Source organism: Amycolatopsis sp. A133 (assembly GCF_031082405.1).
Taxonomy (GTDB): Bacteria; Actinomycetota; Actinomycetes; order Mycobacteriales; family Pseudonocardiaceae; genus Amycolatopsis.
The window spans coordinates 51,866-64,635 of sequence record NZ_JAVHJU010000034.1; the positions used below are offsets into that span (position 1 = coordinate 51,866).

Annotated in this window: 11 protein-coding genes; 2 read left to right on the forward strand and 9 right to left on the reverse strand. The window is 70.8% G+C overall.

Annotation, left to right across the window (positions count from 1 at the left end; all coding sequences use genetic code 11):
- Nucleotides 1-39 precede the first annotated feature (39 nt).
- Nucleotides 40-1,257, forward strand: a complete 1,218-nt coding sequence (locus tag Q5425_RS22195) for an FAD-dependent monooxygenase (RefSeq protein ID WP_308674194.1) — start codon at nt 40-42, stop codon at nt 1,255-1,257.
- Here Q5425_RS22195 and Q5425_RS22200 read toward each other — a convergent pair.
- From Q5425_RS22200 to Q5425_RS22220, 5 genes are all read right to left on the reverse strand, one after another.
- Nucleotides 1,254-2,063, reverse strand: coding sequence for a carbohydrate ABC transporter permease (locus tag Q5425_RS22200; RefSeq protein WP_308674195.1), 810 nt, complete (start codon nt 2,061-2,063; stop codon nt 1,254-1,256). The genes Q5425_RS22195 and Q5425_RS22200 overlap by 4 nt on opposite strands.
- Nucleotides 2,060-3,022, reverse strand: a complete 963-nt coding sequence (locus Q5425_RS22205; protein ID WP_308674196.1) for a sugar ABC transporter permease — start codon at nt 3,020-3,022, stop codon at nt 2,060-2,062. The genes Q5425_RS22200 and Q5425_RS22205 overlap by 4 nt, the downstream gene beginning before the upstream one ends.
- Nucleotides 3,004-4,278, reverse strand: a complete 1,275-nt coding sequence (locus Q5425_RS22210; RefSeq protein WP_308674197.1) for an extracellular solute-binding protein — start codon at nt 4,276-4,278, stop codon at nt 3,004-3,006. The genes Q5425_RS22205 and Q5425_RS22210 overlap by 19 nt, the downstream gene beginning before the upstream one ends.
- A gap of 112 nt (nt 4,279-4,390) precedes the next feature.
- Nucleotides 4,391-6,478: an alpha-galactosidase gene (locus Q5425_RS22215; protein ID WP_308674198.1), complete on the reverse strand. Its 2,088-nt coding sequence runs from the start codon at nt 6,476-6,478 to the stop codon at nt 4,391-4,393.
- A 55-nt stretch (nt 6,479-6,533) separates the two neighbouring features.
- A complete protein-coding gene (locus Q5425_RS22220) occupies nt 6,534-7,478 on the reverse strand; it encodes a methionyl-tRNA formyltransferase (RefSeq protein ID WP_308674199.1) in 945 nt (314 codons plus the stop codon).
- Between the two features lie 113 nt (nt 7,479-7,591).
- Here Q5425_RS22220 and Q5425_RS22225 point away from each other — a divergent pair, with 113 nt between their 5' ends.
- On the forward strand, nt 7,592-8,890 hold the full coding sequence (locus tag Q5425_RS22225; RefSeq protein ID WP_308674200.1) for a lysine N(6)-hydroxylase/L-ornithine N(5)-oxygenase family protein: 1,299 nt from the start codon (nt 7,592-7,594) through the stop codon (nt 8,888-8,890).
- Here the strand turns inward: Q5425_RS22225 and Q5425_RS22230 are convergent.
- The 4 genes from Q5425_RS22230 to Q5425_RS22245 all read right to left on the reverse strand — a co-directional run bounded on the left by Q5425_RS22230 (nt 8,877) and on the right by Q5425_RS22245 (nt 12,692).
- Complete coding sequence (locus Q5425_RS22230) at nt 8,877-9,362, reverse strand: DinB family protein (RefSeq protein ID WP_308674201.1); 486 nt, start codon at nt 9,360-9,362, stop codon at nt 8,877-8,879. The two genes, Q5425_RS22225 and Q5425_RS22230, sit on opposite strands and share 14 nt — an antisense overlap.
- Before the next feature lie 420 nt (nt 9,363-9,782).
- On the reverse strand, nt 9,783-10,592 hold the full coding sequence (locus Q5425_RS22235) for an ABC transporter ATP-binding protein (protein ID WP_308674202.1): 810 nt from the start codon (nt 10,590-10,592) through the stop codon (nt 9,783-9,785).
- 4 nt (nt 10,593-10,596) lie between these two features.
- Nucleotides 10,597-11,655 (reverse strand): iron chelate uptake ABC transporter family permease subunit, encoded by a 1,059-nt coding sequence (locus Q5425_RS22240; RefSeq protein ID WP_308674203.1) that lies wholly within the window; start codon nt 11,653-11,655, stop codon nt 10,597-10,599.
- Entirely contained in the window at nt 11,655-12,692 is a 1,038-nt protein-coding gene (locus Q5425_RS22245) for an iron chelate uptake ABC transporter family permease subunit (protein WP_308674204.1), read from the reverse strand. The genes Q5425_RS22240 and Q5425_RS22245 overlap by 1 nt, the downstream gene beginning before the upstream one ends.
- Nucleotides 12,693-12,770: the final 78 nt, after the last annotated feature.

Below are 12,770 nucleotides of genomic sequence, written 5' to 3' on the forward strand. Positions count from 1 at the left end.
GACCGCAGTACGATCCGGGAGCCGGACGGAGGGGGCGCGGTGAGCGGGAACGAAGTGCTGGTGGCGGGGGCGAGCATCGCGGGACCCGCGCTGGCCCACTGGTTGCGGCGGCGGGGAGCCCGGGTCACCGTCGTGGAGCGGGCGCCGGGGCTGCGTCCCGGCGGGCAGGCGGTGGACGCGCGCGGGGTGACCAAGGAGGTCATCCGGCGGATGGGGCTGGACGCGGCGGTGCGCGCCGCCCGGACCGAGACCGCGGGCGCGTACACCGTGGACGCGGACGGCACCGTGCTGGAGACCCATCGCGCGGACGACGACGGCGGCGACGGGTTCATCGCGGAGATCGAGATCCTGCGCGGTGATCTGTCCCGGGTGCTGTACGACGACACCCGCGACGGAGTCGAGTACCGCTTCGGCGACCGCATCGCGGAGCTGACCCAGGACGCCGACGGGGTCGACGTCGTCTTCGCCGGCGGCGACCGGCAGCGCTTCGACCTGGTGATCGGGGCGGACGGGCTGCACTCGGCGCTGCGGGCGATGGTTTTCGGGCCGCGCGAGCGGTTCGTCCGCCACCTCGGGCACGTGATGTCTTTCTACAGCGTGCCCAACGAATTCGGCCTGGACCGCTGGCTGATCGAACACCAGGAGCCCGGCCGCTCCGCCGGGCTGCGGCCCATCCAGGACGCCACCCGCGCGATGGCCATGTTCTCCTTCACCGCCGCCGGTCTCGAGGTCGACCACCGCGACGTCGAAGCCCAGAAGCGCCTGCTGCGCGAGCGGATGGCCGGCCTGGGCTGGTGGACCCAGCGCATCCTCGCGCACGTGGACGACACCCCGGACTTCTACCTCGACCAGGTCGCCCAGGTCGTGATGGACCGCTGGTCGAGCGGCCGGGTGGCGTTGCTCGGCGACGCGGCGTACAGCTCGTCGCCGCTGTCCGGGCAGGGCACCGGCCTGGCCCTGGTCGGCGCCTACCTGCTGGCGGGCGAGCTGGCCGAGGCCGGCTGGGACCCGGAGGCCGGTTTTGACGGCTACGAGCGGCGGATGCGCTCGTTCGTCGAGGCCAACCAGGAGATCGGCCGGCTGCACGCGCGCAGCCTGGACGGTGCCGCGCCGGACGCCGAGCCGGGCGAGGAGCCCGGCGCCGAGTGGCTCACCGAGGTGATCGACCGCGCGCTCAACGGCGTCGAGCTGCCCGGTTACGCCGGGGTCCCGGACTCCGGGCCCTTGGCCGCCGGTGAAGCGGCGGTGCCGCGCTAACCCTTCGTCGCGCCGCCGGTCAAACCCTTCACGAACTGCTTCTGCAGCGCCAGGTAGAAGATCAGCACCGGCAGCGTCGCCAGGAACATCAGCGCGAACACACTGCCCAGGTCCGCCTGGTACTGGCCGATCGACCGGTAGATGCCGGTCGTGATCGTCGTGCCCTGGCTCGGGCCGAGGATGATCAGCGGGTCGATGAAGTCGTTCCAGATCCACACGCCGAGGAAGATCAGCACCGATGCCGTCGCCGGGCGCAGCAGGGGGAACACCACGCGCCAGAACACCTGCATCCGGCTCGCGCCGTCGAGCAGGGCCGCCTCCTCCAGCTGCACCGGCACGCCGCGGATGAAGCCGGTGAACACGAACACCCCGAACGGCACGTAATAACCGACGTTGAACAGGATCAGGCCCTGCAGCGTCGCCATCAGGTGGGTCGCGCGCAGCACGTCGGTGATCGGGATGAGGATGACCTGCGGCGGGATCATCAGCCCGGCCAGCAGCACCAGCGTCAGCACCTTCGTCCACCGCTTGCCCGAGCGCGCCAGGTAGTGGCCCAGCATCGCCGACAGCACCGTCAGCACCAGGATCGACAGCACGGTCACCACGACGCTGTTGGCCAGGCTGACCCAGAACAGCCCGTCCGGCCGGGTCAGCACCGCGTGGATGTTCGCCAGCGTCGGCGGCAACGGCAGCGACGCCGGCTCCTTCGCGATCAGCTCGCCCTGCTTGAACACGTTGGCCAGCACCAGGTACAGCGGGACGAAGAACACCGCGCTCACGAGCAGGGCGACCGACGGCCGGGTCACAGGTCCACCTCCCGGCGGCGCAGGAAACCCAGCACGACCGTCGTCACGACCGCGACGATCACCAGCATCAGCACGGCCATCGCGGAGGCGTAGCCGACGTGGTTCGAGTCGAACCCCGTCTGCAGCACGGCGAACGCGATCGTCGCGGTGGCCCCGGAACCCGGACCGCCGTTGGTGATCACCTTGACGTAGTCGTAGGTCTTGAACGCCGAGATCAGCAGCACGACGGTGTTGATCGTCAGCGACGGCGCGAGCAGCGGCCACGTGACCGCGCGGAACCGGCGCACCGGCCCGGCCCCGTCGATTTCCGCGGCTTCCAGCAGTTCTCCGGGCACGCCCTGCAGCCCGGCGAGGTAGACGACGACGCAGAACCCGAGCATCTGCCAGCACACGATCGACGCGACCGAGTACAGCGCCACGTCCGGATCGGACAGCCAGCCCGGCGGGTGCTCGACCCCGACCGCCCGCAGCAGGCCGTTCAGCGGCCCCCGGTCGTCGAGCAGCCGGGACCACACGATCGAGACGACCACCGAACTGAGGATCACCGGTGTGAAGAACACGCTCCGCAAAGCGTTGTACAGCAGGCCTTTCCGGTCCAGCAGCAGGGCCACGGCGAGACCCAGCACGTTGGGGACGATCACCACGATCACCGTCAGGATCGTGGTCACCTCCAGCGCGGTGAGGAACTGCTCGTCGGTGAAGAGCTGCCGGTAGTTGCCGAACCCGACGAACTTCACCGGCGGGCGGAACGGGTTGTGGTTGGTCAGGCTGTAGCCGAAGCTGATCAGGATCGGTGCCAGCACGAAGCACAGGTAGACGAGCACGCCCGGCGCACCGAAGGACGCGAAGTGCGCCACCCGCGGCAGGATCGGCTTGCGGCGGCCGGCGGAGCGGCGGGTGGCGGGCGGAGCGGAAGGCGCAACCACGGCGGTCAAGGACGTCAGCTCGCCTTCGCCCACTCGGTGTCCAGGAACGCGCACGCGTCGGCCACGGACTTCCGGCCGGTGATGACGTCCTGGGCGGCCTGGTCGACCTTGTCCTTCATGCCGGGCAGCAGGCCGTCGTCGGCGGTTTCCCAGCGGAAGGCGTGCACCACGGCGTTCTGCTGCACGGCCCGGGTGTACAGGTCGTAACCGGCCTTGAACACCGGCCCGGCACCGGACGGCGGGGTGTAGCCCTTGATCGCCGGGAACAGGCCGTCGGCCTTCACCGACGCGTCCAGCTGGTCCTTGTCGAGCTGGAAACCGAGCGCGAACTTCCGGGCGGCGTCGAGGTTCTTCGCCTGGGCGTTCACGATCATGCCGCCGCCGGTGTAGGCGGGGACGACGAGCTTGCCGTCCTCGGTCGGGAAGTCGAAGACGCCGATTTCGAAGTCGTGCTTCTTCGAGTCGGCGTTGGCGGCGAACCAGTTGCCCATCGGGTACATCGCGCTCTGGCCGTCGAGGAACGCCTGCTCGGTCGCCGCGTAGTCGCGGGACACGCTGGTCTTGTCCACGTACCCCTTCGCCGCGAGGTCGGCGAGCTTCGAAAACGCGTGCCGGAACGCGGGATCGGCGAACTTCACCTTGTCCCGGCGCCGCTGGGTGAGCCAGTCCGGCGTCGTGTTGTAGACCTCGGTGCCGACCAGGCCGGAGAGGATCATCGATGACGGGAAGCCGTCCTTGCCGCCGCCGATGGTGAACGGCGCGTAGCCCTTGTCCTTGAGCTTGCCGGCGTCGGCGACGAGCTCGTCCCAGGTCTTCGGGGGCGCCGCGATGCCCGCGTCCGCGAACATCTTCTTGTTGTAGTAGATCGGCGGGATGGTCTGGGTGTTCGCCGGCAGCTGGTAGTACTTGCCGTTGACCGGGTTGGCCTCCGGGAACTGGAAGTCTTTCAGCTCGTCGGGGGTCCAGGCGTAGAGGTGGCCCGCTTCGGCGAAGCCGGCCGAATCGACGGCGATCAGCACGTCCGGGAACTGGCCGGACTGCAGGAGCTGCTTCGCGTACGACGTTCGCCCGTCGGCGGTCGGGGCGACGAGCTTCTTGACCTTGATCCCCGGGTTCTTGCCGGTGACGCGGGTGATCGCGGCGTCCCAGTAGGCCGGGGTGAGGTTCGGGGTTTCGAACGTCAGGAAGGTGATCTCCGCGTCGCCGCCGCTGCCGCCGGTACCCGACCCGACCGAGCACGCGCTCACCGCCAGGAGCGCCGCTGCTCCCAGCGCCAGTGACCTTCTCATCGTGCCTCCCACGTGCGACCCACCATATGTGATGTATGACGCATTTGATCGGACGTCTAAGGCGGTGTCAAGCGTCGAATACCGTCGAATCGGGCCGGAAGGCGCCGATAGATCAGATCTTTTGCTGCAATTGCACGACCGCGCTCGAGAAGTCGCCGGTCGGGAGGCCGAGCGGCAGCCCGTGGGCGAGCAGGACCGCGCCGCGGTGCGTGTGCCCGGAATCCGGATCCAGGTACCGGTGAGCGGAATCAACACCCTCGAGCCGCAGCGGCCGCTCCGGCGCGTTGAAGTGCGCGGCCTGCCGGAAGGCGAAGACGACCACGCGGTCGCCGTGGACGTACTGGAAAGCGACGAGGCCGTCGTCGACCGGCGGCCGCAGCCGGTACAGCGCCCCGTGCTGGACCACCGGCCGGATGTCCTTGTAGAGCGCGACGAGCTCGTGGGCGAGCGCCAGGTCCTCAGCGGACCAGCGCACGATGTCGCCGCCGAGGCCGAGCACGCCGGCCATGGCGACGTGGAAGCGGAACCGCAGCGGCACCGAGCGGGCCGTGACGAAATTGGGGTTGTCGGTGACCCAGGCCGCCATCGCGCCGGCCGGGTAGAGCTGGCCGTAGCCGTGCTGGATCCGCAGCCGGTCCAGGGCGTCGGTGTTGTCCGAGGTCCAGACCTGGTCGGTGCGGGCGAGCACGCCGAGGTCGATCCGGCCGCCACCGCCCGCGCACGCCTCGATCCGCAGGCCGGGGTGATCCGCGCGCAGCCGGTCGAGCAGCGCGTAGACCGCACGGGTGTGCTCGACCCACAGCCGGTCCTGGTCGTCTTCGCCGGGCCAGCCCGCCTCGCTGAACGGGCGGTTCATGTCCCACTTGAGGAAGTCGATGCCGTGTTCGCCGACGAGCCGGTCGAGCCAGTCGTGCGCCCACGCGGCGACGTCGGGACGCGCGAAGTTGAGCACCAGCTGCCGCCGCAGCTGCGACCGGCGCCGGTGCGGGTGGTGCAGCACCCAGTCCGGGTGGGTGCGGTAGAGGTCGCTGTCGGGGTTGACCATCTCGGGTTCGACCCAGAGGCCGAACCGCATGCCGAGTCCGTGCACCGCGCCGGCCAGCGGTTTCAGCCCGTCGGGAAAGCGCTCGCGGTTGACGTGCCAGTCGCCGAGCCCGGCGTGGTCGCCGGTGCGGGCGCCGAACCAGCCGTCGTCCAGCACGAACAGCTCGGCCCTGAGGGCGGCGGCCCGCTCGGCGAGGGCCCGCTGCCCGCCCTCGGTGACGTCGAATCCGGTGGCTTCCCACGAGTTGTAGAGCACCGGACGCAGTTCTTCCGGGTGCGGCAGGACGTGCGCGCGAACGTAGGTGTGCCACGCGCGGCTCGCGGCGCCGAAACCGCCGCCGGTGTACAGCCCGGCGGAAACCGGGGTGGTCAGCGGGGTGCCGGGCCCGACGCGGTGGACGACGCCGTCCTGGCCGAAGCCGCCGCTCACGGTCAGCCGCCCGGTCGACGAGCGGGTGGTGGTCAGCCGCCACGACCCGCTCCAGGCCAGTGCGACGCCGTAGACCTCGCCGTGGCGCTCGGTCGCCGTGCCGTCGTCGACCATCACCCAGGGGTTGGCGTGGTGGCTGGTGATCCCGCGACGGCTGGCGAAGACGGTTTCGCCGTGCGGCGCGGGTGTTCGCCGCAGCTGGGTCTCCGCCGCCCAGCGGCCGGTCACGTGGCTGAGCCGGTAGTCCTCGAAGACCGGCAGGGCCCAGGTGGCCGAGTCGGCCCGGACGACTTCGACGTCGACGTCGGCGGACAGCTCGGTCCAGCGTTCGAGGACGGCGCCGCGCAGCCGGTAGTGCAGGGTGATCCGCAGCGGGTAATGCCGGTCCGCGAAGCGGATGCGCAGGTGCCCGCCGGTGATTTTGTGGTCCTCGTACCGCCATTCGAGGGCCCGCGTCCCGTCGGCGAAGCGGACCTGGAGCGCGGGTGTCCAGTACCGGGTCCCGCCGTCGGCGGCGAGCTCGCCGAGCCCCTCGTCCGGATCGTTGAAGCCGTCCCACCAGGGAAGCGTTTTCCCGGCCAGCTCGACGACGTCGGCGTCGGACAGCGCGGGGCCCCAGTAGAGGTGGATCGGGGCGTCGTCTTCGCCGAGCCGCAGCGCGTACGTGCCCGAGTCCCCGGTGAGCACCCAGATGCGGTGCTCGTCGAGGAAGCTGATCCCGGCCATGCGGGACATCCTGCTCACCGGCGTGGCCGCCGCCAAGGGATGTCCCGCTCACCGGTCACGGGCGGTCGGTGAGGTACCCGCCCATCGTCTTGAAGTACTCGTGCGCGGGCAGATCGGTGCCGTCGGCGGTGCGGACGCGCTCGACCAGCAGGCCGGGGGACCGGCCGGTGCGGGCGTCCGGTCCGGCGACGATCACCACGCCGTCGCCCTCCTTGATGAAGATCCGGCCCGGCGTGCCGCCGTAGTGGCCCTGCGAAACCGACGCCCGGGTGATCCGCAGCTCCTGGCCGCGGTGGTAGGCGAACGCGTTCGGGTACGGGTCCGACAGTGCACGCACGAACCGTTCGATGTCGGCGGGCGGCTGGGTCCAGTCGATCAGGCTGTCCCGCTTCGCGCGCTTGTGGAAGAAGCTGGCCTTCGACCGGTCCTGCGGCACGGGGGTGAAGCCGGTCTCGATGAGCTGGATGGCTTCGGCGGTGATCGGCGCGATGAGGTCGACCGTGCGGTGGAAGAGGTCGGTCGTGGTGTCGGACGGCCCGACCGGGATCGCGCGCTGCAGCACGATGTCGCCGGCGTCGAGCTCGCCGTCCATCAGGTGGGCGGTGACGCCGACCTCGGGCTCGCCGTTGATCATGGCCCAGATGAGCGGCGAGAAGCCCGCGTACGCCGGCAGCAGCGAGTCGTGGATGTTCAGGGTGCCGTGGCGCGGCAGCTCGAAGATCTCCGGCGGCAGCCAGGTGCGCCAGTTGTTCGCGACGATCAGGTCGAGGTCGGCGGCTTTGAGCTCGGACAGCAGTTCGGCGTCGTCCGGCCGGTTGCGGAGCAGGACCCGGATGTCGTTGGCCTCGGCGAGGTCGGCGACCGAATCGGCCCAGATCCGCTCGTAGGCGTGGTCGCTCTTCGGGTGGGTCACCACGAGCGCGACCTCGTGGCCCGCGTCGATGAGCGCCTGCAGGGTCCGGTGCCCCCAGGTCTGGTAGCCGAACATCGCCACGCGCATTCGAGAGTGCCTTTCAGGGTCGGGGACGAACATCACCACGAACGTACTAGGCGAGGCTCGCCTAAGTTAGGTTAGGGTTCCCTGAACCGTACCGGAGCGCGCGAGGGAGCAACATGAGTGCAGAGGTCCCGATCTACGACATCGTCGGCGTGGGCTTCGGACCGTCGAACCTGGCCCTCGCGATCGCCCTCGCCGAGCACAACACGGGCACCGGCGAGCCGGTGACCGCGCACTTCCTCGAGCGGCAGCCGCGGTTCGGCTGGCACCGCGGGATGCTGATCGACACCGCGACCATGCAGGTGTCGTTCATGAAGGACCTGGTCACCATGCGGAACCCGACCAGCGAGTTCAGCTTCCTGAACTACCTGCACGCCGCCGGGCGGCTGGTCGACTTCATCAACCACAAGAACCTCTTCCCGCTGCGGGTCGAGTTCCACGACTACTTCGAGTGGGCGGCCGCGAAGGTCGACGACGTCGTCTCCTACGGCACCGAGGTCGTGTCGGTGAAGCCGGTGTACGACGGTGCGGAAGTGGCTTACTTCGACGTCGAGGCGTCGGACGGTTCGTCGCTGCGCGCCCGGAACCTGGTGATGGGCACGGGGTTGCGGCCGCAGCTGCCCGACGGCGTCACCGCCGGCCCGCGGATCTGGCACAACAGCGAACTGCTGTTCCGCGTGGACGCGCTGGGCGGTGCCGACCCGAAGCGGTTCGTCGTGGTCGGCGCCGGCCAGAGCGCGGCCGAGGTCGCGGCGCTGCTGCACGACGAATTCCCGCACGCCGAGGTGTGCGCGGTGTTCGCGCGCTACGGCTACAGCCCGGCCGACGACAGCTCGTTCGCGAACCGCATCTTCGACCCGGAAGCCGTCGACCAGTTCTACCGCGCGGGCGAGCCGGTGAAGGACCGCCTGATGCGCTACCACGGTGCGACGAACTACTCGGCCGTCGACATCGACCTGATCGACGAGCTGTACCGGCGGGTCTACCGCGAGAAGGTGCTGGGCGTGGAACGGCTGCGGCTGTTCAACGTTTCGCGCCCGGTCGAGGTGACCGACGCGGGCACGGTCACGATCGAGTCCTTGACGACGGGCTCGCAGACGGTGCTGGAGGCCGACGCGGTCGTGTACGCGACGGGTTACCGGCCCGCGGACCCGACGCCGCTGCTCGGTGAGCTGGGTCCGCGGTGCCTGCGCGACGAGGCCGGTCGCCTGCGCGTGGAGCGCGACTACCGGCTGACGACGGACTTCCCGCTGCGCGGCGGGATCTACCTGCAGGGCGGCACCGAGCACACGCACGGCATCACGTCGTCGCTGCTGTCGAACACCGCGGTGCGGGTGGGGGAGATCCTGCAGTCCGTCGTGGACCGCCGGATCGTCGCGGAGCCGGTGGGGGAGTACGCGATCAGCGGTCGCTGAGCTGCTCCCGCAGGATGTCGCCGTGGCCGGTGTGGCGGGCGAGCTCCTCGATCAGGAACAGGTAGACGAACCGCAGGGTGACCTCGCCGACGACCGGGTGCGTCCACCGGTCGTCGAGCGAGAAGCCCGCCGCGATCTCGCGCGAGCGGGCGCTGGTCCGCTCGTACTCGGCGATCACGTCGGCGACGGTTTCCTCTTCGGTGACCACAAAACTGGCGTCCCCGGGCGTCGAGGGACCGTCGATCCCGGCCTCGTCGAGCCCGGCGATCAGCCACTGGAACCAGCGGCGCTCGGCGACGGCGGCGTGCTTGACCAAGCTGATCGGGGTGGTCAGCGACGGGACCAGCCGGCGCCGGGCGTCGGCTTCCGAGAGGCCGCGCGCGTTTTCGACGAGCGCGAGCCGGTTGCGGTCGAGCATGGCCTCCAGCAGCTCGCGCTCGGGGCCGGTGGTCTTTTCGGGCAGCACGTACACGGCAGTCAGCTTCCTTGGTGGGATTCGGCCGGATCGGTCCTCGGAGACGGCGAGGAAGGCCGGCCCCAGAATAGCGCGGCTGCCGGTGCCCGGGAACCTCGGTCGCCGCGCCAATGCGAGATGCCCGCCCACTCACGCGAGATGCCTCTCCAGTCACGCGAGATGCCCCTCCAGTCACGCGAGATGCCTCTCCAGTCACGCGAGATGCCCCTCCAGTCACGCGAGATGCCCCTCCAGTCACGCGAGATGCCTCTCCAGTCACGCGAGTTCCGGCCTCCAATCACGCGAGTTCCGGCCTCAATCACGTGAGTTCCGGCCTCAATCACGTGAGGTCCGGCCCCGGTCACGCGAGTGACGAGCGCCGGCACCGTCGCCGTGGCCGGCCACGGTCACCGAACGCCCGCGACCGCCGCCCGGACGTCAGGCCTGGTGCACCGGCGCCGGGTGGTGGCGGCTGATCGGGATGACCAGCGGGGTGCCGCTCACCGGGTCCGGGGTCACCTGGCAGCGGACGTCGAAGACCTCGTCGACGAGTTCCTCCGTGATGACCGCGGCCGGCTCGCCCGACGCCACCACCCGCCCCGCCTTCATCGCGATGACGTGGTCGGCGTAGCGGCAGGCCTGCGGGAGGTCGTGCAGCACCATCACCACCGTGCGGCCTTCGGCGCGGTTGAGGTCGACGACCAGGTCCAGCACGTCGATCTGGTGGGCCAGGTCGAGGTACGTCGTCGGCTCGTCGAGCAGTAGCACCGGGGTGCCCTGGGCGACCGCCATCGCGATCCACGCGCGCTGGCGCTGGCCGCCGGAGAGCTCGTCGACCGGGCGGTCGGCCAGGTCGGTCATCTCCGTGGCGGCCAGCGCGTCGCGGACCGCGCCTTCGTCCGATGTGGACCACTGGCGCCACCAGCTCTGGTGCGGGGCGCGGCCGCGGCCGACGAGGTCGGCCACCGTCATGCCTTCGGGCGCCACCGGTGACTGCGGCAGGATGCCGAGCCGCTGGGCGACCTGGCGGGTCGGCAGGTCGTGGATCGACCGGCCGTCCAGGTACACCCCGCCCGCCTTCGGCGTGAGCAGCCGGGCCAGGGTGCGCAGCAGCGTCGACTTCCCGCACGCGTTCGGCCCGACGATCGCGGTGATCTTCCCGGGCGGGATGTCGAGGTCGAGGCCGTCGATGACGACCCGGTCGTCGTAGGCGACGCGCAAGTCCTGCACCCGCAAGGACGGTGTCATCTTTTCAGCCTCCGGAACCGGATCGGTTGGCCCTGGCCAGCAGCCAGAGCAGGAGCGGGGCGCCCAGCGCGCCGGTCACGATGCCGACCGGCAGCGGGGACGCCGTGAGGATGCGGGCCAGGATGTCGCTGCCCAGCACCACGACCGCGCCGGTGAGCGCGGACGCCGTCACCGGCGGGGACGTCTGGCGCGCCAGGCGCTGCGCGATCTGCGGCGCGGTCAGCGCGACGAACGAGACCGGGCCCGCGGACGCCGTCGCGAAGGCGACCAGCCCGGCGCCGGCCAGCAGCAGGCCGAGCCGGACCGGCTGGACCGGCGTGCCGAGCCCGGCCGCCACGTCGTCGCCGAGCTGCAGCGTGCGCATCCACCGCGACAGGGCCAGCACCAGCGGCAGCAGCACCACCAGCGCGCCGGTCAGCGGGACGACGTGCTCCCAGCCGCGGTTGGCGAGGTTGCCCACCAGCCAGCCGATCGACGCCTGCGCTTCGGTGATCTGCGCGCGGCTGAGCAGGTAGTCCGTCAGGCTCGTGCACATCGCGAAGATCCCGATGCCCACCAGGATGATCCGGTAGCCGGTCGTGCCGCGCCGCCACGCGAGCACGTACACGAGCAGGCCGGTCCCCAGCCCGCCCAGCAGGCCGAGCGTGGTGGTGCCGAGGCCGCCGCCGAAGCCGAACGAGATCCCGGCGACGACGGCGGTGGCCGCGCCCGCGTTGATGCCGATCATGTCGGGGCTCGCCAGCGGGTTGCGCGTGATGGTCTGGAACACCGCGCCGGACGCGCCGAACGCGAGCCCGGCCAGCAGTCCCGTCAGCGCCCGCGGCAGCCGCAGCTCCTGCACGATGTAGCCGGTGCCGCCGTCCCCGCCGCCGAACACGGCGGACAGGACGTCGGACACGCTCAGCGGGACGTCGCCGATCGTCATGCCGGCGCAGAACAACACGAACGCCAGCACGGCCAGCACGAGCGAGACGGCGACCAGCCGCAGCCGGACCTGGCCGGACACCGCGGGTTTCGCGAAGCGGAAGGTGACGCGGCCGCGCCGCACCTGCAGCAGGCTCATCAGGACTCCGCCAGCTTGCGGCGGCGGACCAGGTAGATGAAGAACGGCGCGCCGAGGAACGCGACGATCACGCCGGCGCGGACCTCGCCGGGCCGCGCCATGACCCGGCCGACGATGTCCGCGGCCAGCAGCAGGCACGGTGCGAGCACCGCGGTGTAGGGCAGCAGCCACCGGTGGTCGGGCCCGATGACGAACCGCACCGCGTGCGGCACGATCAGGCCGAGGAACACGATCGGGCCGGCGACCGCGACGGACGCGCCGGTCAGGAGGGTGATCGCCAGCGCGCCGCGCAGCCGCAGGGGGCCGAGCCGCCGTCCTAGGGCGACCGCGACGTCGTCGCCGAGCGCGAGGCTGTTCAGCGCGGGACCACTGGCGATCGCCAGCACCACGCCGGCGACGAGGAATGGCAGGACCCGCACCAGCGAACCGCTGTCGACGCCGGCGAGCGAGCCGGCCGACCAGAAGCGGTAGCGGTTGAGCGCCACGGGGTCCGACAGCACCATCGCGCTGGTGAACGAGCCGAGCAGCGCCGTGACGGCGGCTCCGGCGAGAGCGAGCTTGACCGGGCTCGACCCGCTGCGGCCCCGGGTGCCCAGGAAGTAGACGACCGCGGTCGCGGCGAGTGCGCCGGCGAAGGCGAACCAGATGTAGCCGTAGAGGGAGCCGACGCCGAGCACCGTGACGGAGAAGACGATGGCGAACGCGGCCCCGGCGCTGATGCCGAGCAGCCCCGGGTCGGCCAATGGGTTGCGGGTCAGCGCCTGCATGACGGTGCCCGCCAGGCCCAGCGCGGCGCCGACCAGCACCGCCAGCAGGGTCCGCGGCATCCGGACACTGTGGATGATCACCGCGTCGGCCGAGCCGTCGTCGTGCCAGAGCACCTGCCAGACGGCGCCGAACGAGATCTCCTTGGACCCCAGCCAGACACTCAGCAGGCAGAGGAAAACCAGGACACCGAGAGCGGCCAGCAGACCGAGCGCGCGGCCCGTGTGTGGCGGGCGTCGCTTGAGAGCGATCCCTCCGGGGTCTGTTCGCACCGCACCTCCGACTGGTACTGATTTAGGTAAGGCTAACCGATGGTACAGGAGTGCATCCTCACCATCCGTTTGTTAGGG

Coding starts and splice junctions, on each gene's coding strand:
- Q5425_RS22210 (WP_308674197.1), bottom strand. CDS start 4,278: ATGAGAAGGTCACTGGCGCTGGGAGCAGCGGCGCTCCTGGCGGTGAGC.
- Q5425_RS22215 (WP_308674198.1), bottom strand. CDS start 6,478: ATGGCCGGGATCAGCTTCCTCGACGAGCACCGCATCTGGGTGCTCACC.
- Q5425_RS22220 (WP_308674199.1), bottom strand. CDS start 7,478: ATGCGCGTGGCGATGTTCGGCTACCAGACCTGGGGGCACCGGACCCTG.
- Q5425_RS22225 (WP_308674200.1), top strand. CDS start 7,592: ATGAGTGCAGAGGTCCCGATCTACGACATCGTCGGCGTGGGCTTCGGA.
- Q5425_RS22235 (WP_308674202.1), bottom strand. CDS start 10,592: ATGACACCGTCCTTGCGGGTGCAGGACTTGCGCGTCGCCTACGACGAC.
- Q5425_RS22240 (WP_308674203.1), bottom strand. CDS start 11,655: ATGAGCCTGCTGCAGGTGCGGCGCGGCCGCGTCACCTTCCGCTTCGCG.